Origin of the sequence: Kitasatospora sp. NPDC059462, from assembly GCF_042749955.1 — a bacterium.
GTDB lineage: Bacteria > Actinomycetota > Actinomycetes > Streptomycetales > Streptomycetaceae > Kitasatospora.
In genome coordinates this window covers 13,109-37,322 of sequence record NZ_JBHYUU010000067.1, presented here as the reverse complement: position 1 = coordinate 37,322, position 24,214 = coordinate 13,109, and the positions used below count along the sequence as shown (strand labels likewise).

19 protein-coding genes are annotated in these 24,214 nt (G+C 75.6%); 8 read left to right on the top strand and 11 right to left on the bottom strand.

The window, feature by feature from the left end:
* Positions 1-150 precede the first annotated feature (150 nt).
* Together ACFXAM_RS18865 and ACFXAM_RS18860 are read left to right on the top strand one after the other, a co-directional pair.
* Positions 151-1,911 (top strand): carbohydrate binding domain-containing protein, encoded by a 1,761-nt coding sequence (locus ACFXAM_RS18865; RefSeq protein WP_380292564.1) that lies wholly within the window; start codon positions 151-153, stop codon positions 1,909-1,911.
* Positions 1,912-2,065: 154 nt separating this feature from the next.
* Complete coding sequence (locus tag ACFXAM_RS18860) at positions 2,066-3,379, top strand: YhgE/Pip domain-containing protein (RefSeq protein WP_380292562.1); 1,314 nt, start codon at positions 2,066-2,068, stop codon at positions 3,377-3,379.
* 69 nt (positions 3,380-3,448) lie between these two features.
* On the opposite strand, the gene ACFXAM_RS18855 is transcribed toward ACFXAM_RS18860, so the two are convergent.
* The 6 genes from ACFXAM_RS18855 to ACFXAM_RS18830 all read right to left on the bottom strand — a co-directional run bounded on the left by ACFXAM_RS18855 (position 3,449) and on the right by ACFXAM_RS18830 (position 11,683).
* Entirely contained in the window at positions 3,449-4,792 is a 1,344-nt protein-coding gene (locus ACFXAM_RS18855) for a M1 family metallopeptidase (protein WP_380292560.1), read from the bottom strand.
* A gap of 107 nt (positions 4,793-4,899) precedes the next feature.
* Complete coding sequence (locus tag ACFXAM_RS18850; protein WP_380292558.1) at positions 4,900-8,883, bottom strand: Pls/PosA family non-ribosomal peptide synthetase; 3,984 nt, start codon at positions 8,881-8,883, stop codon at positions 4,900-4,902.
* A gap of 370 nt (positions 8,884-9,253) precedes the next feature.
* Positions 9,254-10,132 (bottom strand): NmrA family NAD(P)-binding protein, encoded by an 879-nt coding sequence (locus tag ACFXAM_RS18845; protein WP_380292556.1) that lies wholly within the window; start codon positions 10,130-10,132, stop codon positions 9,254-9,256.
* An 86-nt stretch (positions 10,133-10,218) separates the two neighbouring features.
* Positions 10,219-10,701 carry a hypothetical protein gene (locus ACFXAM_RS18840; protein ID WP_380292554.1) on the bottom strand — a complete coding sequence of 161 codons (483 nt, stop codon included), beginning with the start codon at positions 10,699-10,701 and terminating at the stop codon, positions 10,219-10,221.
* A gap of 122 nt (positions 10,702-10,823) precedes the next feature.
* The gene (locus ACFXAM_RS18835) at positions 10,824-11,345 is read right to left on the bottom strand and encodes a MarR family winged helix-turn-helix transcriptional regulator (protein ID WP_380292552.1); all 522 of its coding nucleotides are present in this window, start codon (positions 11,343-11,345) and stop codon (positions 10,824-10,826) included.
* 134 nt (positions 11,346-11,479) lie between these two features.
* A complete protein-coding gene (locus tag ACFXAM_RS18830; protein WP_380292550.1) occupies positions 11,480-11,683 on the bottom strand; it encodes a hypothetical protein in 204 nt (67 codons plus the stop codon).
* A 288-nt stretch (positions 11,684-11,971) separates the two neighbouring features.
* Here ACFXAM_RS18830 and ACFXAM_RS18825 point away from each other — a divergent pair, with 288 nt between their 5' ends.
* The 4 genes from ACFXAM_RS18825 (at position 11,972) to ACFXAM_RS18810 (ending at position 16,150) form a co-directional block, all read left to right on the top strand.
* Positions 11,972-13,627, top strand: a complete 1,656-nt coding sequence (locus tag ACFXAM_RS18825; RefSeq protein WP_380292548.1) for an FAD-binding oxidoreductase — start codon at positions 11,972-11,974, stop codon at positions 13,625-13,627.
* 63 nt (positions 13,628-13,690) lie between these two features.
* Positions 13,691-14,647 carry a DUF5996 family protein gene (locus tag ACFXAM_RS18820; protein ID WP_380292546.1) on the top strand — a complete coding sequence of 319 codons (957 nt, stop codon included), beginning with the start codon at positions 13,691-13,693 and terminating at the stop codon, positions 14,645-14,647.
* Between the two features lie 106 nt (positions 14,648-14,753).
* On the top strand, positions 14,754-15,443 hold the full coding sequence (locus ACFXAM_RS18815) for a copper homeostasis protein CutC (RefSeq protein ID WP_380292544.1): 690 nt from the start codon (positions 14,754-14,756) through the stop codon (positions 15,441-15,443).
* Complete coding sequence (locus ACFXAM_RS18810; protein WP_380292542.1) at positions 15,440-16,150, top strand: response regulator transcription factor; 711 nt, start codon at positions 15,440-15,442, stop codon at positions 16,148-16,150. Before ACFXAM_RS18815 ends, ACFXAM_RS18810 begins: the two co-directional genes overlap by 4 nt.
* Here the strand turns inward: ACFXAM_RS18810 and ACFXAM_RS18805 are convergent.
* From ACFXAM_RS18805 to ACFXAM_RS18785, 5 genes are read right to left on the bottom strand one after another with little or no spacing between them, the layout of a single operon-like run.
* Complete coding sequence (locus ACFXAM_RS18805) at positions 16,075-17,004, bottom strand: NAD-dependent epimerase/dehydratase family protein (protein ID WP_380292540.1); 930 nt, start codon at positions 17,002-17,004, stop codon at positions 16,075-16,077. The two genes, ACFXAM_RS18810 and ACFXAM_RS18805, sit on opposite strands and share 76 nt — an antisense overlap.
* Positions 17,004-18,407, bottom strand: coding sequence for a UDP-glucose dehydrogenase family protein (locus ACFXAM_RS18800; RefSeq protein WP_380292538.1), 1,404 nt, complete (start codon positions 18,405-18,407; stop codon positions 17,004-17,006). The genes ACFXAM_RS18805 and ACFXAM_RS18800 overlap by 1 nt, the downstream gene beginning before the upstream one ends.
* Positions 18,404-19,564 (bottom strand): Gfo/Idh/MocA family protein, encoded by a 1,161-nt coding sequence (locus ACFXAM_RS18795; RefSeq protein WP_380292536.1) that lies wholly within the window; start codon positions 19,562-19,564, stop codon positions 18,404-18,406. Before ACFXAM_RS18795 ends, ACFXAM_RS18800 begins: the two co-directional genes overlap by 4 nt.
* Entirely contained in the window at positions 19,561-20,346 is a 786-nt protein-coding gene (locus tag ACFXAM_RS18790; protein WP_380292534.1) for a protein phosphatase 2C domain-containing protein, read from the bottom strand. The genes ACFXAM_RS18795 and ACFXAM_RS18790 overlap by 4 nt, the downstream gene beginning before the upstream one ends.
* Entirely contained in the window at positions 20,343-22,310 is a 1,968-nt protein-coding gene (locus ACFXAM_RS18785; protein WP_380292532.1) for an NAD-dependent epimerase/dehydratase family protein, read from the bottom strand. Before ACFXAM_RS18785 ends, ACFXAM_RS18790 begins: the two co-directional genes overlap by 4 nt.
* 170 nt (positions 22,311-22,480) lie before the next feature.
* On the opposite strand from ACFXAM_RS18785, the gene ACFXAM_RS18780 reads away from it, so the two are divergent.
* Positions 22,481-23,719 (top strand): MFS transporter, encoded by a 1,239-nt coding sequence (locus tag ACFXAM_RS18780; RefSeq protein WP_380292530.1) that lies wholly within the window; start codon positions 22,481-22,483, stop codon positions 23,717-23,719.
* Positions 23,716-24,198, top strand: a complete 483-nt coding sequence (locus tag ACFXAM_RS18775) for a VOC family protein (protein ID WP_380292528.1) — start codon at positions 23,716-23,718, stop codon at positions 24,196-24,198. The genes ACFXAM_RS18780 and ACFXAM_RS18775 overlap by 4 nt, the downstream gene beginning before the upstream one ends.
* Positions 24,199-24,214 lie beyond the last annotated feature (16 nt).

The window sequence follows — 24,214 nt, the reverse complement described above, 5'->3', positions numbered from 1 at the left end:
CTTCGGGTTCGGGCGCGGTTGGGCCGGGGCCCCCGTGCCCCGCCGCCACGAACCTAGTCCGCCTCCGTGGGTCGTTCCACCCATTTTCTCCCGATCGGTTCGCCCCGTGCCGACACGTCCTCACCGTCCGTCCGGCGGACATGACTTGACATGAGCAATTGGTCCAGTCCATTTTGGGGCCCTCCCCGCACCTCCACCCCCCCCCACATCCCCCACTGGAGGTCACCGGTGCTGCACAAGCGCACCCGACTGCCCGCCGTCGGTGCCGCCGCGCTGCTCGCGGCAGCCGCGGCGTTCACCGCGCCCACCGTCGCCCACGCCGCCGACCAGCTCACCAACGGCGGCTTCGAGACCGGCACCCTGTCCGGCTGGACCTGCTCCGGCGGTCTCGGATCGGTCGTCACCACCCCCGTGCACGGCGGCGGCAAGGCGCTCGCCGGCGCCGCCACCGCGAGCGACACCGCCAAGTGCGTCCAGAGCGTCGCGGTCAAGCCCAACACCGCCTACACGCTCTCCGGCTGGGTCCGCGGCAGCTACGTCTACCTCGGTGTCACCGGCGGCGGCTCCGCCTGGACCTCCGCCGCCGACTACAGCAAGCTGAGCGTCTCGTTCACCACCGGCGCCACCCAGACGACCGCCGAGGTCTACGTCAACGGCTGGTACGGGCAGGGCACCTACTACGCCGACGACATCGTGTTCGACGGCCCCGGCGGCGGCACCCCGCCGGCCGACACCCAGGCCCCCACCGTGCCCGGCAACCTGCGCGCCACCGGCAAGTCCGCCAGCAGCGTGACGCTCGCCTGGGACGCCGCCACCGACAACGTCGGCGTCACCGGCTACGACGTGTACCAGGGCACCGCCAAGGTCGCGAGCGCCACCGGCACCACCGCGACCGTCCCCGGCCTGACCGCGTCCACCGCCTACACCTTCACCGTCAAGGCCCGCGACGCGGCCGGGAACGCCTCGGCCGCCTCCACCGCCCTGACCGTCACCACCGACGCCAACGGCGGCGGCCCGACCCCGGGCGCCTTCAAGCAGGCCGCGCCTTACCTCTACAACGGCTGGGGCAACCCGCCGGCCGCCACCACCGTCATGAACGCCACCGGCATCAAGTGGTTCACCCTGGCGTTCGTGCTGGCCCAGAACGGCTGCAACCCCACCTGGGACAGCCAGCGGCCGCTGCTGAACGGCGTCGACCAGGCCACCATCAACGCGGTGCGCGCGGCCGGCGGCGACGTCGTCCCGTCGATCGGCGGCTGGAGCGGCAACAAGCTCGGCCCCAACTGCGCCACCACCGCCGACCTCGCCGCCGCCTACCAGAAGGTGATCGACGCCTACGGCCTCAAGGCGATCGACGTCGACATCGAGAACACCGACGAGTTCGAGAACACCGCCGTCCAGGACCGGATCCTCGGTGCGCTCAAGATCGTCAAGCAGAACAACCCCGGTCTGCGCACCATCGTGACCTTCGGCACCGCCACCACCGGCCCGACCTACTACGGCAACCGGCTGATCGAGCAGGCCAAGGCGCTCGGCGCGGACATCGACGTCTTCACCATCATGCCGTTCGACTTCGGCAACGCCTCGACCGACATGTACGCCGCCACGGTCAGCGCCACCGAGGGCCTGAAGAACAAGCTGAAGTCCGTCTTCGGCTGGGACGACGCCACCGCCTACGCACACATCGGCATCTCCGGCATGAACGGCCTGAGCGACACCGGCGAGATCACCAGCGTCCAGAACTGGACGGCGATCCGCGACTGGGCCAACAGCCACCACCTGGCCCGGATGGCCTTCTGGTCGGTCAACCGTGACCGGGGCTGCCCGGGCGGCGGCCAGCAGGAGACCTGCTCCGGCATCGCCCAGAACGACTGGCAGTTCACCTCCATCACGGCCGGTTTCACCGGCTGACGCACCCCCGTGGTACGGCGGCCCGGCCCCTCGGCGGAGGGACCGGGCCGTTCCGCGCCGCCGTACGGGCGGGTGACCCCGGCGGCGTGGCGCCGTCGGCCCTCCTCATGACGCTCCTAGGGTCCGTGTGATCACCGACCACCCACGGAGCGTCATGCCCTCCCACCGCGAGCCGACCCTTCCCGAGCCGCGCCGGCCCGAGCCGCCCGCCGGCGTCAAGGCCCGCCGGGTGCTCCGCAACCCCAAGGTGTGGGCCGTCCCGGCCGTGCTGGTCGGCCTGCTCAGCCTGCTGATGTCGCTGCTCTACCTCGGCGGCATCCTCGACCCCCGCGGCGACCTGCGACACCTGCCGATCGCCCTGGTGAACACCGACCGCGGCGCGGACGTCGCCGGGCAGCGGCAGAACCTCGGCGAGCAGCTGGTCACCGGCATCGCCACCGCGCCCGGCCAGGGGGACGCCGTCTCCTGGCGGCAGCTCGACGAGGCCGCCGCGCGGGAGCAGCTGGCCTCCGGCAAGCTCTACGGCGCGCTCCAGGTGCCGCCCGAGTTCACCGCCACCGTCGCCGCCCTCGGCGGCGCGAGCGCCAAACCCGCGCGCCCCACCGTGCTCCAGTACACCAACCCGGGCGTCGGCAGCCTCGGCTCCTCGCTCGCCGCCCAGATCGGCCAGCAGGCCGTCCACCAGGCCTCCCTGGCGCTCGGCGCCCGGCTCTCCGCCCTCCCGCAGGCCCAGGGCCAGGATGACGCGGCCCGGCTGCTGGTCGCCGACCCGATCGCGCTCAGCACCACCGTCGGCCACCCGATCGGCAACCGCAGCGGCCTCGGGCTCTCCGCCTTCTACTACACCCTGCTGCTCGTCCTGGCCGGCTTCTTCGGCGCCAACATCATCGGCAACGGCGTCGACGTCGCGCTCGGCTACGCCGACAACGAGGTCGGCCCCTGGCGGGCCCGCCACCCGGTGGTGCCGATCAGCCGCACCAGCACCCTCGCCGTCAAGTGCGTGATGTCGGTCGGCCTGTCGCTGCTCACCTCGTCACTGATCATGCTGGCCGGGGTGGTGATCCTCGACATGGACGCCGCCCACCTGCCGCTGCTGTGGATCTTCTCGGTCTGCGCCAGCAGCGCGGTCGGCCTCGGCGTCCAGGCGATCAACGCGGCCTTCGGCGGCCTCGGCCTGCTGGTCAGCATGTTCGTGTTCATCGTGCTCGGCCTGCCGTCCTCCGGCGCGACCGTCCCGCTGGACGCCCTGCCGTCGTTCTACCGGTTCCTCGCGCTGTTCGAGCCGATGCGCCAGCTCACCGACGGCGTGCGGGCCATCCTCTTCTTCGACGCGCAGGCCGGCGCGGGCCTCACCCGGGCCTGGACCTGGATCGCCATCGGCACCGTCGCGGCCCTGCTGTTCGGCTTCGCGACGGCCCGCTACTACGACCGCAAGGGCCTGCACCGCGCCGTCCCCGAGCTCGTCTGAGCCTGAGCCCGTCCGAGCCCGGGACGGCGCCCGTCGCGGGCGCACCCGCGACGGGCGCCGCGGGCGACGTCAGCCGGCCGGCAGCGGCGGCAGCTCAGGCCGCCACAGCCAGGCCTCGAACAGCTCGTCCAGCGGCGCCCGCGCGTACCGGGCCGCATGGGCGCGGAAGTCCGCGGTGGTCACCACCCCGTGCCGGTGGAACGCCGCCCAGTCCTTGATCACCCGGAAGAACGCGGCGTCCCCGAGCGCCAGCCGCAGCGCGTGCACCACCAGGCCCCCGCGCTGGTACAGCCGGTCGTCGAACATCAGCTTGCGGCCCGGGTCGGCCAGCCGGAGGTCCTGCGGCAGCCCGGCCAGCAGCCGGTGCGCGTACGCCGCCCGGGCGCCCGCCGTCGGCCCGCCGGAGCGCTCCGACCAGAGCCACTCCGCGTACTTCGCCAGCCCCTCGTTCAGCCAGATCTGGCTCCAGTCGCCGACCGAGACGCTGTTGCCGAACCACTGGTGCGCCAGCTCGTGGGCGACCAGCCGCTCCCGCTCCCAGCCGCCGCCCAGGTGGTTGGTGCCGAAGGTCGCGACCCCCTGCGCCTCCACCGGGACGTCCAGCTCCTCGTCGGCGACCACCACCGTGTACTCGCCGAACGGGTACGGGCCGAACACCTCCCCGAAGTACGCCATCATCTTCGGCTGCCGCCCGAAGTCCGCGGCGAACGCCCCCGCCAGCCGCTCCGGCACGTAGCCGGTCTGCGGCACCTGCGGATGCTCCGCCAGCACCACCGGCCGGTACTGGCCGATCGAGACCGTCACCAGGTACGTCGAGGTCGGCGCGGACTGCTCGTACACCCAGGTCGTGCTGGAGGAGCCGGTGGTGCGGGTCAGCAGCCGCCCGCCCACCACCACCGTGTACGGGGACGGCGTGGTGACCGCTATCTGGTACGTCGCCTTGTCCGCCGGGCGGTCGTTGCACGGGAACCAGGACGGCGCCCCGACCGGCTGGCTGGCCACCAGCGCGCCGTCGGTCAGCTCCTCCCAGCCCAGGCCGCCCCACGGGCTGCGCACCGGCCGGGGATTGCCGGTGTAGTGCACGTCGACGGTGAACGCCGCGCCCGCCGTCAGCGCCTTCGGCGGGCGGATCCGCAGCTTGCCCGCCCGGTGGGTGTAGCGGGCGGCCTTGCCGTCCACCAGCACCCGGCCGATCCGGAACTCGGCGAGGTCCAGGGCGAACTCCGTCAGCGCGGTCACGGCGACCGCGCTCAGCCGGGCCGTACCGCCCAGCCGGTTCGGGCCCGGCCGGTAGTCGAGGGCCAGCTCGTAGCGGTGGACCCGGTAGCGCGGATCACCGCTGGCCGGGAAGTAGGGGTCCGGCGGGGCGACGGGCTGCGGGGGCTGCGGGGACTGCGCCGGGCGGGGGTTCACCGGGTCGTACGCTCCTGGAAACACGGGACTGGACGGGGGTCGGGGGCGGGAGACGCCGGGGGGCCGGACGGGGTGGGGACCCCGGCCGGCCCCCCGGGGGACGGCGGTCAGGAGGTGGTCTGCCACACCTCGATCGGGTTGCCGAGCCACCGGGTGTCGGCGGGCACGGACTCGGCGCGCATGACCAGCGACGCCGGGCCCAGCGTGCTGCGCTCGCCCACCGTGCTGCCGGGCAGCACGATGCCGCCGGGCCCCAGGGTGGCGCCCTCGCGCAGGACGACAGTATCCATCCGCATGATCCGGTCGTGGAAGAGGTGGGTCTGCACCACGCAGCCGCGGTTCACCGACACGCCGTCCCCGAGCGTCACCAGGTCCGCCTCCGGCAGCCAGTAGCTCTCGCACCACACGCCGTGCCCGACCTTCGCGCCGAGCGCCCGCAGCCACAGGTTCAGCACCGGAGTGCCCGGCACCGCGCCCACCAGCCACGGCACCGCCAGCACCTCCACGAAGGTGTCCGCCAGCTCGTTGCGCCACACGAAGCCGCTCCACAGCGGGTGCTCCACCGCCCGGAACCGGCCGACCAGCAGCCACTTCGCGGCCACCGCCACCGCGCACGCCGCCGTGCCCGCGGCCAGCAGCACCACGCCCGACACCAGCGCCGCCGCCGACGGCGACCACGCCCGCGCCAGCCAGGACAGCGCCGCCAGCGTCAGCGCGCCCAGCGCCCCCGAGGCCAGCACCGGCAGCAGCCGGGCCACCTCGACCAGCCCGCGCGCCCACAGCAGCCGGGCCGGCGGCTCGTACGTCAGGCTCTGGTCCGCCCGGTCGGCCGAGCGCGGCAGCCGCACCGGCGGCATGCCCAGGTACGAGCCGCCCTTCTTCGCCTTCTCCGGCGTCGCCGACAGCACGCCCACCAGGCCGCGCTTGGGCACCGAACGGCCCGGCGCGGTCATCCCCGAGTTGCCGAGGAACGCCCGCTCGCCGACCTTCGCCTCACCGAGCCGCACCCAGCCGCCGCCCAGCTCGTACGGCGCCATCAGGGTGTCGTCGGCCAGGAACGCGCCGTCGCCGACCGTGGTCAGGCTCGGCAGCGCCAGCACCGTGGAGACCTCCGCGTGCTTGCCGACCCGCATGCCCAGCGCCCGCAGCCACAGCGGGGTCACCAGACCCGCGTACAGCGGGAAGAGGATCTCCCGGGCCTGGTCCATCAGCTGCATCACCGTCCAGGCCTGCCAGCCGACCCGGCCGTGCAGCGGGTGCACCCCCGGCTCCAGCCCGACCGACAGCAGCCGCACCGCCGCGACCAGCTGCGCCGCGTACACCACCCCGTACGCCAGGGTGGCCGGCAGCAGGCCGAGCAGGGCACCGCCGAGCGCGCCGCCCAGGCCGTCCGCCGGGTCGACGAACGGGGCGAGCACCGCGAGGCCGGCCACCGCGGGCAGCAGCGGCAGCAGGCTCAGCGCCGCACCGCTCAGCCCGTAGAGCGCGGACCAGCGGGCCCGGCGCACCGGGCGCTCCTTGGGCCAGCTCCGCTCGGCGCGGCCCAGCTTGACGGCGGGCGCGCCGCCCCAGCGCTGGCCGGTCGGCACGTGCCCGGTGACGCTGGAGCCGGCCAGCACCTGGGCGCGCTTGCCGACCCGGGCGCCCGGCAGCAGGGTCGAGCGGGTGCCGACCACGGCGCCCGAGCCGACCTTGAGCTGCCCGACCTCCAGCCGGTCGCCGTCCAGCCAGTAGCCGCTGAGGTCCACCTCGGCCTCCACCGCGCAGCCCCGGCCCAGCTTGAGCATGCCGGTCACCGGCGGCAGCGAGTGCAGGTCCACCTCCTCGCCGACCTTGGCGCCCAGCGCCCGGGCGTAGCGCACCAGCCAGGAGCCGGACAGCGAGGTCGCGCCGCTCACCTCGGCCAGCCGCTCGGCGGCCCACAGTCGCAGGTGGACGCCGCCGCCGCGCGGGTAGCTGCCCGGGCGCAGGCCGCGCAGCAGCAGCCGGGCGCCGCCGGCCGCCAGCGCCAGCCGGCCCGCGGGGGTGAACAGCACCGCCGCGCCCGCGCCGACCGCCCACCAGGAGGCGGTCGGCGCCCAGGCGTAGCCGTCCAGGTGGGAGAGCAGGTTGCCGAGCGCCAGCAGGGCCACCGTCCAGCGCAGGCCGACCACGGTGAACAGCGGGACCAGCAGGAGCAGCTGCAGCAGCTTGGCGCGGGTCGGCACCGGTGCGACGGTCCGGGCCTCGCCGGTGTCGGCGGCGGTGCGCTCCAGGTGGCGGGCGAGCTTGCGCAGCGTCGGCTGCTGGTAGATGTCCAGCACCGCCGCGTTCGGGTAGCGGGTGCGCAGCAGGGTGGTCAGCCGGGCGGCGGCCAGGCTGCCGCCGCCGATCGCGAAGAAGTCCTCCCGGGGGCCGCTCACCGGCACCCCGAGGATCTCCGTCCACTGCTCGGCCAGCCACGCCTCGGTGCCGTAGAGCTGCTCGGTGGGCCCGGCGCTCTCCAGGTCGGGCAGCGGCCAGGGCAGCGCGTTGCGGTCCACCTTGCCGGAGGTGCGGGTGGGCAGGGTGTCGACCGGCGCCAGCAGCGGGACCAGCGCGGCCGGCAGCTCGGCGCGCAGCCGCTGCACCGCCTGCTCGCGGTCCCAGCCCTCGCCGGTCACCAGGTAGCCCACCAGCAGCTGGTTGCCGCCGCGCGCGGTGCGCACGGCCGCGGCCGCGCCGGCGACGCCGGGCAGGGCCTGGAGCGCCGCGTCGACCTCGCCGAGCTCGATCCGCCGGCCGCCGAGCTTGATCTGCTCGTCGGCGCGGCCCAGGAAGAGCAGGCCCTCCGGGTCGGCCTGGACGAGGTCGCCGCTGCGGTAGGCGCGCTCCCAGCCCATCGAGGGCAGCGGTGCGTACTTCTCGGCGTCCTTCTCCGGGTCCAGGTAGCGGGCCAGGCCGACGCCGCCGATCACCAGCTGGCCGGTGCCGCCGGGGGCGACCGGCTCGCCGGCCTCGTCGACGACGACGAGGTCCCAGCCGTCCAGCGGCAGGCCGATCCGCACCGGGCCCTCGCCGGTCAGCAGCGCCCCGCAGGCGACCACGGTGGCCTCGGTGGGGCCGTAGGTGTTCCACACCTCGCGGCCCTCGGTGACCACGCGCTGGACCAGCTCGGGCGGGCAGGCCTCGCCGCCGAAGATCAGCAGCCGGACCTCGTTGAGCGCCTCGGCCGGCCAGAGCGCGGCCAGCGTCGGCACGGTGGAGACCACGGTGATCTCCTGCTCGGCCAGCCAGGGGCCGAGGTCGGCGCCGGAGCGCACCTGGGAGCGGGGGACGGGCACCAGGCAGGCGCCGTGCCGCCAGGCCAGCCACATCTCCTCGCAGGAGGCGTCGAAGGCGACGGACAGGCCGGCCATCACCCGGTCGCCGGGGCCGATCGGCTCGTCCTGGAGGAAGAGCGCGGCCTCGGCGTCGACGAAGGCGGCGGCGTTGCGGTGGGTGACGGCGACGCCCTTGGGGCGGCCGGTGGAGCCGGAGGTGAAGATGATCCAGGCGTCGTCCGCCGGGGTCGGGCGCTGCGCGGCGGCCGTCTGGTCGGCGAGCGGCGCGCGGGCCGGTCCGACCGGGGTGAGGGCGCGCTCGGCGCCGAGGACGGCGGCGACGGCGGCCTCCTCGAAGACCAGCTGGGCGCGCTCGTCCGGGTCCTCGGCGTCCACCGGGACGTAGGCGGCGCCGGCGGCGAGCACCGCGAGCACGGAGACGTAGAGGTCGTTGGTGCCGGAGGGCACCCGGACGCCGACCCGGTCGCCGCGGCCGATGCCGGCGGCGGCGAGGCGGCGGCGCAGCTGCTCGACCTCGGCGGCCAGGGCCCGGTAGCTGAGCACGGTGCGGCCGTCGTCGAGGGCGGGCTCGGCGGGGTGCTGCCGGGCGGTCGCGTCGAGGACGTCGACCAGGGTGCGCGGGGCGGCGGCGGGGCGGCCCGGGTAGCGGGCCTGCTTCTCGTCCTGCCCGGGGGCGGCCTGCGCGGCGGCGTCCTGCCCGGCGGTCTGCGCGGCGGTGTCCTGCCCGGTGGCAGGGGTCGGCCCGGCGGCGGCGTCCGGGCCCGGTTCCCGGCTGGGTGCGGCTGTCATGGCGGCCGTGTGCTCCTTGTCCTCGCCCCGTCCCGATCGATGTCCGACCCTTGGGGGCGGTGGGAGCACTCGCCTGTCCGGGTGACCCCACTCCGGGGCCGGAGCGGACAACCCGACCGATGGTAGCCCCGGGTGGTGAACGCCGGACCGGTCGACACTCCGCCCAACTGGCCCGGTAGTGGCCGAACCTGACGGATCATCAGCCCATAACTGAGGCCCTGTGGATCGGATGTGACGACCTGTCAGTCGTTTTGACGGTCCGTCAGGTCGATTTTCCGACCGTGATCCATGCCACACCGGATAGTGCTCCCTCGGGGTGAAGGGCCCGCCGCCCGGGGGAGCGGCGGGCCGGTCCGAGGGGGTGCCGGGGTCAGTGGAAGGGGTGGCGGAACCGGTCGGCGTGCTCCTGGAGGAAGGCCTCCAGGGTGCGCGGGGGCCGTCCGGTGAGCCGGGTGGCGGCGTCGTCCGGTGCCTCCGGACGCTCGACGGCCAGCCGCTGGATCTCCACCACGTGGGCGGCCAGCCAGTCCGGCATCCCGGCCCGGGCGACCAGGTGGGCGCGCAGCTCCTCGGGCGGGAGGTCCACGTAGCTCACCGGCCGGCCGAGCAGGGCGGTGAGCAGCCCGGCGAGCTCCGGGTGGCTGTACGCCCGGCCGCCGGTGAGCGCCAGGCTGCCGCCGGCCGCCTCCGGACGGGTGAGCACGGCGGCCGCGACGTCGCCGATGTCCCGGCAGTCGACGTAGTTGCACCGGGCCGTGCCCATCGCGCCGTGGATCAGCCCGGCCGCCGCGATGCCGGGGGCGAGCAGCAGCAGCTTCTGCATGAACGCGTACGGCCGCAGCACGGTGGTGGGGAGGCCGTGGGCGCGCAGCCGCTCCTCGACCAGGTGGTGCCCGCGGGAGACCGCGACCGGGGAGTGCGGCTCGGTGGCCGGGGCGGAGACCTTCACGACGTGCTCCACCCCGGCCGCCGCGGCGAGGTCGGCGGTGAGCAGCTCGTACGCGACCTGGCGCGGGCCGTTGGCCATGGTCAGGAAGAGCTGCCGGGTGCCCCGCAGGGCGGTGCGCAGGGAGTCCGGGTCCTCGGCGTCGGCGGCGACCGCCTCGACGAGCGGGGTGGTGCGGGCGTCGAGACCGGCCAGCAGCCGGCCCGGGTCGCGGCTCAGCGCGCGGACCGGGACGCCCTGGGCGGTGAGGCTGCGCAGCGTGGCGCCGCCGGTGGCGCCGGACGCGCCCATGATGGTGATCATGCGGGATCTCTCTCTTCTCGGGATCTCGGGAGGGTGCTCGGGGTGCGTGGAGGGGCCGTGCCGCGGGGCCGTGCCGTGGGGCCGGGTCAGCGGGCCCGGCGGCGGCGCGGGCGGGTGCCGCGCCAGCGCCAGGTGACCGCGGTCGCGGCGATGGCGGCGGAGACCGGCAGGTCGAAGCGGAGCCGCCCCGGCCACGGGCTGTCGGCCAGGGCCGGGATCCGGGGCAGCAACTGCGCGCCGGCGGTGCCGAGGGCCAGGGCGAGGGCGGCGGCACCCAGGCCGAACAGGGCCGTGACGAGCGGGCGCGGCCCGCGTTCCGCCCAGGAGCCGGCCGGGCGCCGGCGGTGCCGGGCGCCGACCAGGGCGGCGACCAGGGCCGAGGTGCCGGCGATGGTGGTGACGGCCGCGAGCCTGAGCTCCGGCTGTCCGGTGGCGATACCGCCGATCCCGGCCATGACGGCGGGCGCCGCGTAGGAGACCAGCACCTCGCGCCAGAGGACGAAGGGCGGTGGTGCGGCGGTGGCGGGAGCGGCGGGCTGCCGCTCCTCGGTGGGTGAGGTGGCGGGCATGGAGGCTCCAGGTGATTAGTTGGCTAACTATAAGTGGTGAGGTGGCTAACTATTGGGGCGCGGGGCGCCGAAGGACTCGATGTGCCCTTCGTCGGCCGATCCGCCGGTCCGGTCCTCGGTCGTCAGTCGTCGGTGAGGGCGGACATGCCCTCCACCAGGCGGGCCAGCAGGTCGAGGAAGAGCGTGCGCTCCTCGACCGACAGGCCGCCGACCATCGCCTGCATCCGCTCGAAGTGCTCGGGCGCCATGTCGCGCAGCCGCTGCGCTCCGCGCGTGGTCAGCACCACGACATTGCCGCGCCCGTCCTCGGCGGACGGGCGTCGGGCGACCAGGCCGTCCCGTTCCAGCCCATCGACCAGCCCGGTCACGGTCGCCCGGGAGACCCCGAGCGCGGCCGCCAGTTGCGACGGCGGCTTCTCGCCGCCGTGGTCCTCCAGCTCGGCCAGCAGCCGGTAGCGGCCGGTGGACAGGCCGAAGCGCGCGAAGTGCGCCTCGCCGGCCTGGCCGAGCCGGGACCCGGCGGCCATCAGCCGTGCCGCGACCAGGATCGCCTGTGGATCGGCCGACAGGCCGTACCGGGAGAGCTGACGGCGGGCCTGGTCGAGCGTGGGTGCGCCGTTGCCGGCCTCGGGCTGCTGAACCATGGAAGTAATATGGCGGCTAATCAGATGCGTCGTCAAGTCGCCCGCCCGGAGCCGTCGGGCCGCAGCCCCGCTCCTCGTGTCGGAGCGGGGCTGCGGCGCTCATGGCCGGTAGGGCCGGTAGGGCCGGTCGGGGGTCAGCGGAGCCGGGCGCCGCCCCGGAAGTGCTCCAGGTAGAGGCCCAGGCCGTGGGCGGCCAGGGTGCCGATGCTGACGGCGGCGGCGACGGTCTGCTTGTGGTGCTCCAGGAAGTCCTCGATGGTGTCGAACGTGCTGTGGTGGCGGTCGGTGTCGAGGTGGACATCACCGTGCGGAGTGACGACCGTGTACTGATAGGCCATGGCTTCCTCCCGGTTGAGTGCTCTGCGGTAGCCGGTCCCCGGCCGCGGGTGGCCGAAAACCGGCGTCCGGTGCGGTCCGGCCGGATGCAGCGGCGGGGGGTGATCGCATCGGACCGGTCGGACTACGCATCGGAACTCCGGCCCGGGTGCCGGCGTTGGACCCGGTGGTGCGGGCGGGTGAATTCGCCTACGGACTTTCAGGTCCCTCCGTGCCGGACCGCCGGCCTCCCCGGCTGCGTGCTAGCGTCCGCCGCCTGCCTCTCGGAATGGGGAAGGAAGGTCCCGGCGATGCGCCACGCATTCTCCCGCCGCGGTTTTCTCGGCAGCACCGGAAGGGCCGCTGCCGGGGTTTCCGCCGCCTCCCTGGGTCTGGCCGCCGCCGGTGCCGGCGGTGTCGCCGGTGGTGCCGGTCCGGCCACGGCCGAGCCGGCCGAACGCCCCGAAGGGACGACCGTCCTCCCCTCGGACCCCCGCTACGAGACGCTCAGCCAGGGCTTCAACCAGCGCTGGCGGAGCCGCCCGGCGTACATCCGGCTGGTGGGCGGCGAGGCCGACGCGGTCGCCGCACTGCGCTCGGCGCTCGACCGCGGGCTGCGGCCGACGGTGCGCGGCGGCGGCCACTGCTACGAGGGGTTCGTCGACAACGACCGGGGAGTCATCCTCGACCTCAGCACCCTGCGCGGGGTGCGGGCCGCGACCGACAAGTTCGGCGCCGCGACCTACGCGGTCGAGGGCGGGGCCACCAATTGGGACGTCTGCACCGGCCTGTTCCGCCGCTACGGCGTGACGCTCCCGGCCGGCTCCTGCTACTCGGTCGGCGCGGGCGGCCACATCTGCGGCGGCGGGTACGGACTGCTCTCCCGCCGGCACGGGCTGACCGTCGACCACCTGGTCCAGGTCGACGTGGTCACCGTCCGCGGCGGCCGGGTGGAGGTGACCCGGGCGAACCGGGCGGACCCGGAGGGCTCGCCCGAGCGCGAACTGTTCTGGGCCCACACCGGAGGAGGCGGCGGCAACTTCGGCGTCGTGCTGCGCTACCACTTCGCCCACGGCCTGCCGGAGCCGCCGCCCCGGGTCTGGCTCAGCAGCGTCGCCTGGAGGTGGGCGGAGCTGCGCGAGCACCCCGAGGACTTCCGCACCCTGCTCACCAACTTCGGCGCCTTCTTCGCCGGGCACAGCGCACCGGCCGAGCAGGTCTACCGGGCGCTGTTCTCCATCCTCCACCTCACCCACCACTCCAACGGGAACGTCGTCCTGTTCAGCCAGTGGGACGAGGAGGACCCGGCGCCGCTGGACGCCTTCCTCGCCGCCGTGGAGTCCGGCATGCGCACCCGGGCCACCGTCCAGACCTCCGGCGCCGGCCTGCTGTTCCTGCCCTTCCCCGACAGGCGGCGCCGGCTGCCCTGGTTCCAGGCGACCATGACGGTCAACGGCTCCGGCGCCAACCAGCGCGGCAAGTACAAGTCCGCCTACCACCGCACGGCCTTCACCCCCGCCCAGATCGACACCTGGTGGAACTGGCTCACCAAGGACGTCGAGGGCGTCGACCTCACCCAGACCCTGGTCCAGATCGACTCCTACGGCTGCCGGGTGAACGAGCGCGGCCCCGCCGAGACCGCCGCCGCGCAGCGGGACTCCGTGATGAAGCTCCAGTACCAGACCTACTGGACCGACCCCGCCCAGGACGCCGCCCACCTGAGCTACCTCCGCGGTCTCTACCAGGACACCTACCGGACCACCGGCGGCATCCCCGAGACCGGCACCGACACCGACGGCGCCTACGTCAACTACCCCGACACCGACCTCGGCACCACCGCCGACCGGCAGCCCCCCTACCAGCGCCTGTACTACAAGGAGAACTACCCCCGCCTGCAGCACGCCAAGAAGCTCTGGGACGACGGCAACGTCTTCCACCACGCCCAGTCGATCACCCTGCCGTCGTGATCCGCGCAGCCGGCGGCGGGTGCGCGGATGCGGGAGCGGGCGGGCGGGCCTAGCGTGGGGCGCATGGAGCTGTTCCCCCCGATTCCGCTGGCCCGGTGGCAGGACTCCAAGGCGACGGTGCACCGCTTCGCGCAGGTCGTCGGGAAGATCCGGCTGGCGTACAGCGTGCGGCGCAACCACTGGTGGAACGTCCCCTACTACCTCACCGGGCGCGGCATCACCACCCGTCCGATGGCGGTGGGCGACGGGGGCGGGTCCTTCTGCGTCGACTTCGACTTCGTCGCCCACCGGCTGGTGGTCTGCTCGTCCGACGGCCGGAGCGCCTCGTTCCCGCTCGCCGGGCAGTCCGTGGCGTCGTTCTACCGCCGGACGCTGGAGGCCCTCGACGCCGTCGGGGTGCCGGTGTCCCTCCCGCACCCGTTCCCGTTCGACCTGCCCGACGCCGGGCGGCCGTTCACCGAGGACACCGAGCACGCCGCCTACGACCCGTTCTGGGTCAACCGCTACTGGCAGGTGCTCGGCCAGGTCGGCCTGGTGCTGGAGGAGTTCGCCGCCCGCTTCTGCGGGAAGACCAGCCCGGTGCACCACTTCTGGCACACCTTCGACATCGCCGTCACGCGGTTCTCCGGCCGTGCGGTCGAACAGCCGGCGACGGTCGACCCGGTGACCCGCGAGGCCTACTCCCGCGAGGTCATCAGCTCCGGCTTCTGGTTCGGCGACGACGACTTCCCCGGGCCGGCCTTCTACTCCTACGCGGCGCCCGAACCGGCCGGCCTCGCGGACGCGGCGCTGCGGCCCGCCGCCGCCCGCTGGGTCGAGCGCGGCGGCAGCCACCTGGCCGTGCTGGACTACGACGAGGTGCGCGACGGCGAGGACCCGCGGGCCGTCGTCCTCGACTTCTACGAGTCGGTCTACCGGCCCGCGGCCCGCCTCGCCGGCTGGAACACCACCGGCGAGGCCTCGCCCGGGGGCGTCACCGACCCGGTGGCCGCCCGGCGGGAGTCGCCCGACCCGGCCTGAGGCGCCGCCCGGAAGCCCGGCGGCTGGGTCCGGTGGGGCGGTTGGCGGTGGGGGCGGTGTGTGCGAACGCTCCGGCCCGGTGGGGAGGTTGTGTCATGCTCTAAGCATGTCTAGACCACTGCTCGAAGTGATCGCATTGGACGAGCTGGACGCCCGGGCGGCTGCGCGCGGGGGTGCGGACCGGATCGAACTGGTGAGTGACATGGGGAGATGGGGGCTCACCCCGCCGGTGGAGACGCTGCGGGCGGTGCGGGCGGCGGTGGACCTCCCGGTGCGGGTGATGCTGCGGGAGGCGGACGGCTTCGCCGCCGGGGATCCGCGGGCGCTGCGGGAACGGGCCCGGGAACTGCTGCGGGCCGGGGCCGAGGAGTTCGTCCTGGGCTTCCTCGGGCCGGACGGCGCGGTGGACCTGGCCGCCGTCGAGGCCGTGCTGGAGGTGCTGGACGGGCGGGCCTGGACCTTCCACAAGGCCGTCGACTTCGCCGCCGACCGCGCGGCGGCCTGGGCGGCGATCGGCGCCCTGCCCGGGCTCGACGCGGTGCTCAGCTCCGGCGGACGGCAGGGCGTCGAGGAGGGCACGGCGACCCTGCTCGCCGAGCGGGCCGCCCGCGCGGGCACCGGCCCGCGGCTGATCGCCGGCGGGGTGCTGCGCGAACGGCACGTCGCGCCGCTGCGGGCCGGCGGCGTCGACGCCTTCCACGTCGGCACCCGGGTGCGCCCGGAGGGCAGCTGGGAGCGCCCGGTCGACGAGTCGGCCGTGCGGCACTGGCGGGAGCTGCTGGCGGACGGGTCGTGAACGGCCCGGGCGGGCCGGCCGCACCGGACGGCCTCTCGGTGACCGTCGTCGCGGAGAGCGAGCTGCACCGGCACGGCATCGCCGGGATGCTCGCCGCCCTGCCCCTGGTGGCCGAGGCGGTGACCAGGGCGCCGGACCGGATCGGGACGGCCGCCGAGCTGTGGGAGTCCGACGTGGTGGCGCTGGTGTGCGTCGCGCAGGCGCCGCCCTGGATGCGGGCGCTGCTGGCCGCCCCGCGCGGGGACGGCCGGCTGCTGGTGCTGCTGGACGCCGCCGCCGCGCGCTGCCCCGAGCCCTGGGAGGCCGCCGGGGTGGACGGCTTCCTGCCCCTGGAGCAGGTGACCACCGCGCTGCTCGCGGACTCGCTGCGCCGCCTGGTGCTGCGGCCCGCGTGGTCCCCGGCCCGCGGACGCCCCGCGCCCCGCCCGGGCGGCGGCCGGCCGGGAGTGGCCGGCGGCGCGCTGACCGGGCGGGAGCGGCAGACCCTCGCCCTGCTGGTGGAGGGGCTGAGCAACAAGGAGATCGCCGCCCGCCTCGGCATCTCGGTGCACGGCGCCAAGCGCCACGTGACCATGGTCCTGGCCAAGCTCAACTGCCCCAACCGGACCCTGGCGGTGGCGATCGCCCTGCGCTACGGCATCGTGAGCCCGGTCGGCGACCAGGCGGCCGAGGCCGGCCCGAAGGCCGTGACGAAGTCCGCGATGTAGTCCGGAAGTGAGATCTTCGGCTCCCAACCGAGCTCCCGGGAGCGCGAGTTGTCCGCGCGGCCGCTGGTGCGCTCACCCCGGCGGGCCGGCACCATCGCGATCTCGCCGCCGAACATCCGGGCCACCTCGATCAGTGGGTACTCCTCGCCCCGGCCGAGCAGGTAGCCGTCCCCGGAGCCGCGCTCCGCGCACAGCAGCAGGCCCTCGACGATGTCGTCGACGTGGGTGAAGTCGCGGCTCTGGGTGCCCGGTTCGACCACGGTCAGCGGCAGCCCGGCCCGGTACTGCTGCTCGAAGATGCCGATCACGGTGGCGTACGAGCCGGAGGTGATCTGGCCGGGGCCGTACACGTTGTAGAAGTACGTGATCACATGGTCCAGGCCGAACCAGTCCGCCGTGTTGCGGATGTACTCGATGTTCTTCGCCTTGGTCCAGGCGTACGGGTTGAGGTGCTCGTCGCGGCCCCCGTTGCCGAACTTCGAGCTGGAGCCCGCGTAGACCAGCCGGGCGCCGCTCAGCCGGCAGAACCGGACCACCTCCCGGGTGCCGAGCAGGTTGAACTCCCAGACCCGCTCCGGCTCCTCGAAGGACTGCGGGATCCGCGAGTACTCGCCCAGGTGGTAGACGACGGCGGGCGGGCGCAGCCCCCGTTCGGGCCAGAGCGTGCCGAGGTCGGCGGTGTTGCCGTGGAGGTAGCGCACCCGGGGGTGGTCGACGTGGCGGGCCGGCGTGCCGGTGAAGTAGTTGTCCACCGAGACGATCTCCGCACCGGGCTCCGCGTCCACCAGCCGGCGGATCAGCCGGCCGCCGACGAAGCCGGCCCCGCCGGTCACCAGGATCAGCTTCCCGGCCATCAGGGCGCCTCCTTCCAGCCGAGGCCCCGGTACGTCCAGCCGGCCGCGTTCCAGGCGTACCGGTCCAGGCAGTTGCGGCCGTCGATGACGATGCGTCCGTTCACCACGCGGGCCAGGGCGGCCGGATCGGCGTCACGGAACTCCTGCCACTCGGTCAGCACGCAGACCAGGTCGGCCCCGGTGCAGGCCTGCTCCAGCCCGTCGGCGTAGCCGAGTTCGGGGTGGGTGCGGCGCGCGTTGTCCCGCCCGAGCGGGTCGTACACCCGTACCCGGGCGCCGGCGCCGTGCAGCAGCCGGGCGACGGCCAGCGCCGGGGCGTCCCGGACGTCGTCGGAGTCCGGCTTGAAGGCCGCGCCCAGGACGGCGATCCGGGTGCCGGACAGCTCGGGCCCGCTCGGTCCCGCCACGCAGTCCAGGAGCTCCCCGGCCAGCTGCAGGACGCGTTCGCGGCGGCGCTGGTTGATCAGCTCCACCTCGTGCAGGAAGCGCACCGCCGCACCGGCGCCGAGCTGGTGGGCGCGGGCCTGCAGGGCGCGGATGTCCTTGGGCAGGCAGCCGCCGCCGAAGCCCACCCCGGCCCGCAGGAAGCGCGGGCCGATCCGGTCGTCGTGGCCGAGCGCCTCGGCCAGGCCGGCGACATCGGCCCCGGTGGCCTCGCAGAGCTCGGCCATCGCGTTGATGAACGAGATCTTGGTGGCGAGGAAGGCGTTGGCCGCGGACTTCACCAGCTCGGCGGTGGCGAAGTCGGTCTCCACGGTGGGCACGTCGCGCCCCTCGCGCTCGGCCAGCCGGTACACGCCCCGGTGCACCCGGGCCAGCGTCTCGCGCGCCCAGCTCCCGCGGGCGCCGACCACGATCCGGTCGGGGCGCAGCACGTCCTCGACGGCGCGCCCCTCCTGGAGGAACTCCGGGCACCAGGCGACCTCGGGGTCCGCGTCGTCGGGCGCGTGCTTGCGCAGCAGCCGCTCGACCCACTCGGCGGTGCCCACCGGGACGGTCGACTTGCCGACGACCAGGGTGCGCCCGTGCAGGTGCGGGGCGAGCGCGCGGACGGCGGCGGCGACCTGGCCGAGGTCGGCGCCCGCCCCGTCCGCGCGCTGCGGGGTGCCGACGCAGATGAGGTGCGCCTCGGCCCCGGCGGCGGCCCGCGCCGGATCGGTGGTGAAGGCCAGCCGGCCGGAGTCCAGGCCGCGCCGGACCAGCTCGGCCAGGCCGGGTTCGTGGAACGGCACCTCGCCCGCGGCCAGTGCGGCGATCTTCACCGGGTCGGTGTCCAGGCCGGTGACCCGGTGGCCGAGTTCGGCGTAGCAGGCCGCGTAGGTGGTGCCGAGGTAGCCGGTGCCGACGACCGACAGCCGGGGCGGTGCCCCGGGGCCGGGAGGTGAGGGCACTTCTGTTCTCATCGCTCTTCTCCTCTCTCCGCGGGCCCGAGGCCCCACGGCAGCGGCGCCACGGGCGCGAAGGTGGTGGTGGGCCGGGTCACGCTGCCGGGCCCGGCCTCGGCGATCGCCAGGGTGAGTTCGAGGACGTGCAGGGCGTGGTCCAGCGGGAGCCGCGAGGGCCGTGATCCGCCCGCGGCGACGGCGAGTTCGGCGACGCCCCGGGCGAAGTCCATGGAGTGGGTGCCCGGGTAGCGGTGGCGCCGTCGGGGGCCGGGGACGGGCGGGCAGGGTTCGGCCGGGCCGTCGGGCCGGCGGGTGACGGTGACCGGCGAGTCGTAGTCCCAGGAGTCGGCGACGGTGAGCAGGCCCTCGTCGCCGACGACCCGCAGCGAGTAGTCCTTGGGCGCGTGGATGCTGGTGGTCAGCCGGGCGGTGACGCCCCCCTCGAAGCCGAGGCAGGCCAGCGAGAAGTCCGGTGCGAGCGCGGTGCCGGGCGGCACGTGCGGATTGGGGGCGACCCGGGCGGAGAACGCGGCCACCTCCCGGACCGGGCCGAAGAAGGCGGTCAGCCAGGTGAGCCAGTACCCGGCGTGTTCGAGGGTGCAGCCGGTCTCGAACTCGTCCAGGTAGGGCCAGGGCGCGCCCGAGGGGCTGATCCACTCCCGGAACGGCATCCGCAGGATCGGGCCGTCGTCGAGTTCGGCGTAGACCAGCCGGGGCGTGCCGATCCGGCCCTCGCGCAGCGCCCGCCAGGCGGTCTGGGCGGCGTCGCCGAGCAGCCCGCAGGGGGCCGAGGCGAGCTGCAGGCCGCGTTCGGCGGCGAGCGCGGCCAGTTCGCGGGCCCGGTCGAGGTCGGGGGCGAGCGGCTTCTCGACGTAGACGTGTTTGCCGGCCAGCAGGGCGGCCCTGGTCACCTCGTAGTGGCCGGCGGGGTTGGTCAGGTTGACCACGGCCCGCACGGCGGGGTCGGCGAGCAGGTCGGCCGCCGTCCGGTAGGCGGGCACGCCGTGGTGGGCGGTGAAGGCGGCGGCCCGGGCCGGGTCGCGGTCGTGGACGCCGACCAGGCGCAGGAAGGGGTGGTCGGGCAGGGTAGCGGCGTACAGGTCGGCGACGTAGCCGCAGCCGACGAAGGCGATCCCGAACGGCTCGGCGGGCCCGTCGTAGCGCACGGCGGTCACCGCCCCTCGGGGGTCTCGAAGCGGCAGAGCACGGCGGTGGCGTCGTCCTGGTGCTTGCCGGGGTAGCGGCCGGGCGCGGTGCGCAGTTCGGCGGCGCGGACGCGCTCCACGAGTTGCACCGGGCCCTCCCGCTCCAGCAGGTCGAGGAGTTCGGGCCAGGCGCAGTCGTAGCGCTCGGCCAGCCGGGCGGCGCCGTCGGTCAGCAGCGCGGCGGTGGCCAGCCCGGCGGCGGGGGCGCTGCCGGCCAGCGCGTGCCGGGCGGCCTCGGGCCTGGGGCCGGCCACCCAGAAGCCGCCGGGCTGGTTGCGGTGGCGGCGCAGTTCGGCCCAGGGCAGGTGGATCAGGCGCTCCAGCCGGTCGTCGGTGACGACCCGGACGGCGCCGGAGCGGTCCCGCAGCGCCACCGTGGAGTCGCCGAGCACCAGGTGCTGGACGGTGTCCCCGGCCAGCCGCAGCAGGGCGAGGGTCGCGGTGGGGCTGCACGGGTTGTCCAGGTCGCAGGTGCGGCCGTGCTCGGTGGCGAGGTCGGACAGCGCGTCGTGGAGCAGTTCGCGCAGCGGCCGGCGGCCGTCGGGGTCGTGCAGCAGGGCGCCGGTGAGCCGGAGGCCGACCTCGGCGACCAGCCAGCGGACGTCGTGGCCGCAGCCGGTGCTGGCGCCGGGTTCGGCCGTCGCGCCGTCGAGGACGAGTGCGAAGAACGGGCCGGTGAGCACCAGGTCCTCGTTGGCGCCGCCGGGGGTGGCGATGCTGGCGGCCTCGGTGGACAGCGGGATCGGGGTCACCGGGCGCCCCCGGCGGTCCCGGCCGGCTCGGCCGCCTCGGCGGACTCGGCGGACTCGGCCGCGCCGGGGCGCGGTCCGGCCTCGTACGCCAGCCACTGGGACCAGGCCCGCAGGCCGTCCGCGAGGGCGGTGCGCGGCCGCCAGCCGAGCGCCGTCGCGGCCGCCTCGGGGGAGCGGACGGGGTCCTCGGGCGGCGCCGGCTCTGCCGCCTCCGCCGCGTCCAGCGGTTCGACCGGCACCGGCCGGACCGCCGCCGAGGCCGCCTCGGCGAGCTGGACGGCGCCCAGCGCCTCGCCGCCGCAGACGTCCAGCGGCCGGCCGGCCGGGGGCAGCCGCAGGGCGCGGTCGACGGCCTCGGCGAGGTCGTCGACGAAGACCGGCCGCCACCGCCGCCCCCGGTGCCCCGCCACCCGGATCGGCCGCGCCAGCAGGGAGCGGCGCACCGCCTGCTCCAGCACCGACCCGTTCTGCACGCCGGGGCCGTAGACCAGCCCGGTCCGCAGCACGGTGGCGGCGCCGGTGTCCGGGCCGAGGGCGGCCGTGTGGGCCTCGCCCGCGACCAGGACGGCCCGGCCGACACCCGCTGCGGCCGCCGCCCGGCCGGCGCGCAGGGCCTGCTCGGCGTGCTCGGCCGCCGCGGCGGGGTCGCCGTCCAGCACCTGGACCAGGGCGGTGGCGCCGGTCGGCGCGGTACCGGGCCCGGCCGCCTCCACCCCGGGGTGGTGGGCGTCGGGGGCGCCCCACAGGGTGACCTCCCAGTCGGCGTCGGCCAGCGCCCCGGCCAGGGCGCCCGCCAGCTCCGTCGCGTCCGGGCCGCCCCGGCCGGTGACCACCACCCGGCGCGCGCGGACCGGACGGGCCGGACCGCCGCCGCCCGGGGCGGGGGTGAGCCGGGCCCCGGCCGCCAGGCCCTCGGCGTACCCGGCCCGGGCCAGCTCCAGCAGACCGGGGCGCAGCCGGTCCAGGGCGTCGTCGCCGAAGCGGGTGCACAGGCCGCCGGCGCCGAGCGTGCCGAGCGCCCGCTCGGCGAGCTCGCCGTCCGGTCCGGCGGCCGCGCGGGCGCGGGTGGCGGTGACCACGCCCGTCAGCAGCGCGGTCTGCCAGTGCGCCTCCAGGGCGGGCCGCCCGATCGCGCCCGGCAGGACGGCGGTCCGCGGCCCGGCGCCGTCGAGCCGTTCGTCCAGCCGCGCGAGGGCGTCGCCGGGGTCCAGGCCGATCCGGCGCAGGTAGCGGTGGGCCTCGACCCCGGTCCAGCGGCCGTCCGCCCCCCGGGTGGCGACCTGGGCGCGGCCGTGCTTGAAGAACGGCACGGCGTCCAGCCGCGCCGCCCCGTCGGAGAGCTCCCAGGAGGTGCCGGGCGGCAGCGGGGCGAAGCAGGCCGCCCGGCGCGGCCCGTGGCCGCCGTTGGCGTGCATGCTGGGCACGTCGGCGTGGTCGGCGAGGTTGGGCGCGGCCAGCAGGACGGGCACACCGGCGGCGCGCAGGTAGCGGCTCATCACCACGTCGTCCGCCCAGGTGGCGCCGTGCCGCCCGGCGTACTCGGCGAAGCCGTCCGCGACCGGCGCGGGCAGCAGCAGCACCACCGTCGGGGTGTACTCGTCGGTGGCGGGCGCCCAGCGGTGCCCGGACAGCACGGCCAGCCGCACGGCGGCGGCGTTGCGGGACTGCCAGTGCGTGTAGAAGGCGAGCGCCGCGTCGGGCACCGCGCGGGCCGCCGCCCGGACGTGGTCGAAGAAACCGGGGGTGAGCACGGCGTCGTCCTGGAGGACCAGGTGGTGGGTGGCGCCGGCGGGCACCGAGGACCAGGCCCGGACGGCGGTGCGCAGACCGGTCGGCGGGCCGTCCGGCTCGGGGTCGAGCACCAGGTCCAGTTCCTCCGGCCGACACCGCTCGATCAACTCCCGTGCCAGCTCGGCGCGGCGCGGGTGCGTCATCACCGCTCCGCTCAGGTGTACCGCGTCCATCCCGGGTTCCCTCCCGTGGTCCTGCCGCTCGGTCAGGAGGGCGATGCTGGCACGGCGGACGCGGACGGCGGCACGGCCGAAGCGGCGGTCGGCTGTGGTACCCGGACGGGTACCACAGGCGCGTACAGACACCCCGGGCCGGCGCCGGTTAGCTTCGGCCAATGCCTCGAATGACCAGGGACGCCACCACATGGCTGCTCTACGCGCAGATCGCCGCGTACGGGTACTTCCTCTACGGATTCGGCCCGTTGGTGCCGCTGCTGCGCGACGAGCAGCACACCAGCCGGTTCGTCGCGAGCCTGCACGGCACCGCCTTCTCGGTGGCGATGCTGCTCTGCGCGCCGCTCTTCCCCCGGCTGGTCGCCCGATTCGGACGCGGCCGCACGCTCTGGGGGGCGATCGGCAGCGTGGCCGTCGGCTCGCTCGCCCTGGCCTTCGCCCACGGCACGGCGCAGACCCTCGGCGCGACGCTCCTGACGGCGTTCTTCGGCTGCCTGACGCTGACCGCGATCTGGCCCTCGCTCAGCGACCACCACGGCGCGGCCGGGCCGGCCGCGATCAGCGAGGCCAACGCCGCGATGTCCGGCATGGGGCTGCTGGCGCCGCTCGTCATCGCCGTCCTGGTCGACGCGGGCGTCGGCTGGCGCCCGGGCATCGCGCTCACGGCGGTGCTGGTGCTGGCGGTCATCCTGCTCGGCCGGTTCCTGCGCGCCCCGCTGCCGGAGGCGCCGGCGCCCTCGGCCGCACCGGCCGACGACGTGCCGGCCGACGACGTGCCGGCCGCCGAGGAGCGGGCGGCGCCGGGCGGCAGCCTGCCGCTGTTCCTGGCCGCGCTCGGCGTGATCGTCGCGGTCGCCGGAGTGGAGATGTGCCTCACCCAGTGGCAGTCCGACTACCTGCGCGGACACGCCGGGGTGAGCGCCGCCGGGGCGACGGCGGCCGGCTCGGCGCTGGTGGTCGGCATCTTCGTCGGGCGGCTGTTCGGCGCCCGCTTCACGCTGCGCTTCGCCGCGCCGGTCGTGCTGATCGGCTCGCTCGGCGTCTCGGCCGTCGGCTTCGCGCTGTTCTGGGCCTCGACGGTGCCCGCCGTCGCGGTCACCGGGCTGGTGCTCTGCGGGCTCGGGATGGCGCTGCAGTTCCCGATGGCGATCGTGCTGGTGCTGTCCACCGCCACCAACGGCGTCGACGCCGCCTCCAGCCGGATGGGCTACGCCTCCGGGACGGCCTTCGGCGCGGCCCCGATGCTGCTCGCCGCGCTCTCCGACCGGATCAGCCCCCAGGTCGGGTACCTGCTGGTGCCGCTGCTGCTGGTGCTGGCCGCCGTCCTGGCTGCGCTGATCCATCGCGCCCTGAGGACGCCCGCCCCCGTCCCGTCCGCCCCCGCCGTCACCCCGGAGCTGCAGCCGTGACCACCGCCCTGCCGGGACTCCTCGGGGTCCACCACCTCGCCTGCACCGTGCCGGACCTCGACGAGGCGGTCGGGTTCTTCACCGCGCTGATCGGCGGCGAGGAGCTCTACCGCGCCGGGCCGGTGGAGGACCGGGACGGCGACTGGATGCACCGTCACCTCGGCGTCCACCCACGCGCCAGTGCCGACGTGGCGGTGGTGCGCCTGCCGGACGGCCTGGAGCTGGAGCTGTTCGAGTACCGGGCGCCCGGGCAGCGCCGGGTGCCGCCCGCCAACAGCGACTGGGGCGGCCACCACCTGGCCCTGCGGGTCGCCGACGTGGACGCCGCCGCCGCGTTCCTGCGCGCGCGGGGCGTCCGCGTCCTCGGCGAGCCGCAGACCATCGGGGCGGGCCATCCCGTCGCGGGCACCCGCTGGGTCTACTTCACCGCGCCCTGGGGCCTGCAGCTGGAGCTCTACGCGCCGCCCGTGACCGGCTGACGGCCGGCCGGCCCGG

Coding starts and splice junctions, on each gene's coding strand:
- ACFXAM_RS18865 (WP_380292564.1), top strand. CDS start 151: ATGAGCAATTGGTCCAGTCCATTTTGGGGCCCTCCCCGCACCTCCACC.
- ACFXAM_RS18860 (WP_380292562.1), top strand. CDS start 2,066: ATGCCCTCCCACCGCGAGCCGACCCTTCCCGAGCCGCGCCGGCCCGAG.
- ACFXAM_RS18850 (WP_380292558.1), bottom strand. CDS start 8,883: ATGACAGCCGCACCCAGCCGGGAACCGGGCCCGGACGCCGCCGCCGGG.
- ACFXAM_RS18845 (WP_380292556.1), bottom strand. CDS start 10,132: ATGATCACCATCATGGGCGCGTCCGGCGCCACCGGCGGCGCCACGCTG.
- ACFXAM_RS18840 (WP_380292554.1), bottom strand. CDS start 10,701: ATGCCCGCCACCTCACCCACCGAGGAGCGGCAGCCCGCCGCTCCCGCC.
- ACFXAM_RS18835 (WP_380292552.1), bottom strand. CDS start 11,345: ATGGTTCAGCAGCCCGAGGCCGGCAACGGCGCACCCACGCTCGACCAG.
- ACFXAM_RS18830 (WP_380292550.1), bottom strand. CDS start 11,683: ATGGCCTATCAGTACACGGTCGTCACTCCGCACGGTGATGTCCACCTC.
- ACFXAM_RS18825 (WP_380292548.1), top strand. CDS start 11,972: ATGCGCCACGCATTCTCCCGCCGCGGTTTTCTCGGCAGCACCGGAAGG.
- ACFXAM_RS18820 (WP_380292546.1), top strand. CDS start 13,691: ATGGAGCTGTTCCCCCCGATTCCGCTGGCCCGGTGGCAGGACTCCAAG.
- ACFXAM_RS18815 (WP_380292544.1), top strand. CDS start 14,754: ATGTCTAGACCACTGCTCGAAGTGATCGCATTGGACGAGCTGGACGCC.
- ACFXAM_RS18805 (WP_380292540.1), bottom strand. CDS start 17,004: ATGGCCGGGAAGCTGATCCTGGTGACCGGCGGGGCCGGCTTCGTCGGC.
- ACFXAM_RS18800 (WP_380292538.1), bottom strand. CDS start 18,407: ATGAGAACAGAAGTGCCCTCACCTCCCGGCCCCGGGGCACCGCCCCGG.
- ACFXAM_RS18785 (WP_380292532.1), bottom strand. CDS start 22,310: ATGGACGCGGTACACCTGAGCGGAGCGGTGATGACGCACCCGCGCCGC.
- ACFXAM_RS18780 (WP_380292530.1), top strand. CDS start 22,481: ATGACCAGGGACGCCACCACATGGCTGCTCTACGCGCAGATCGCCGCG.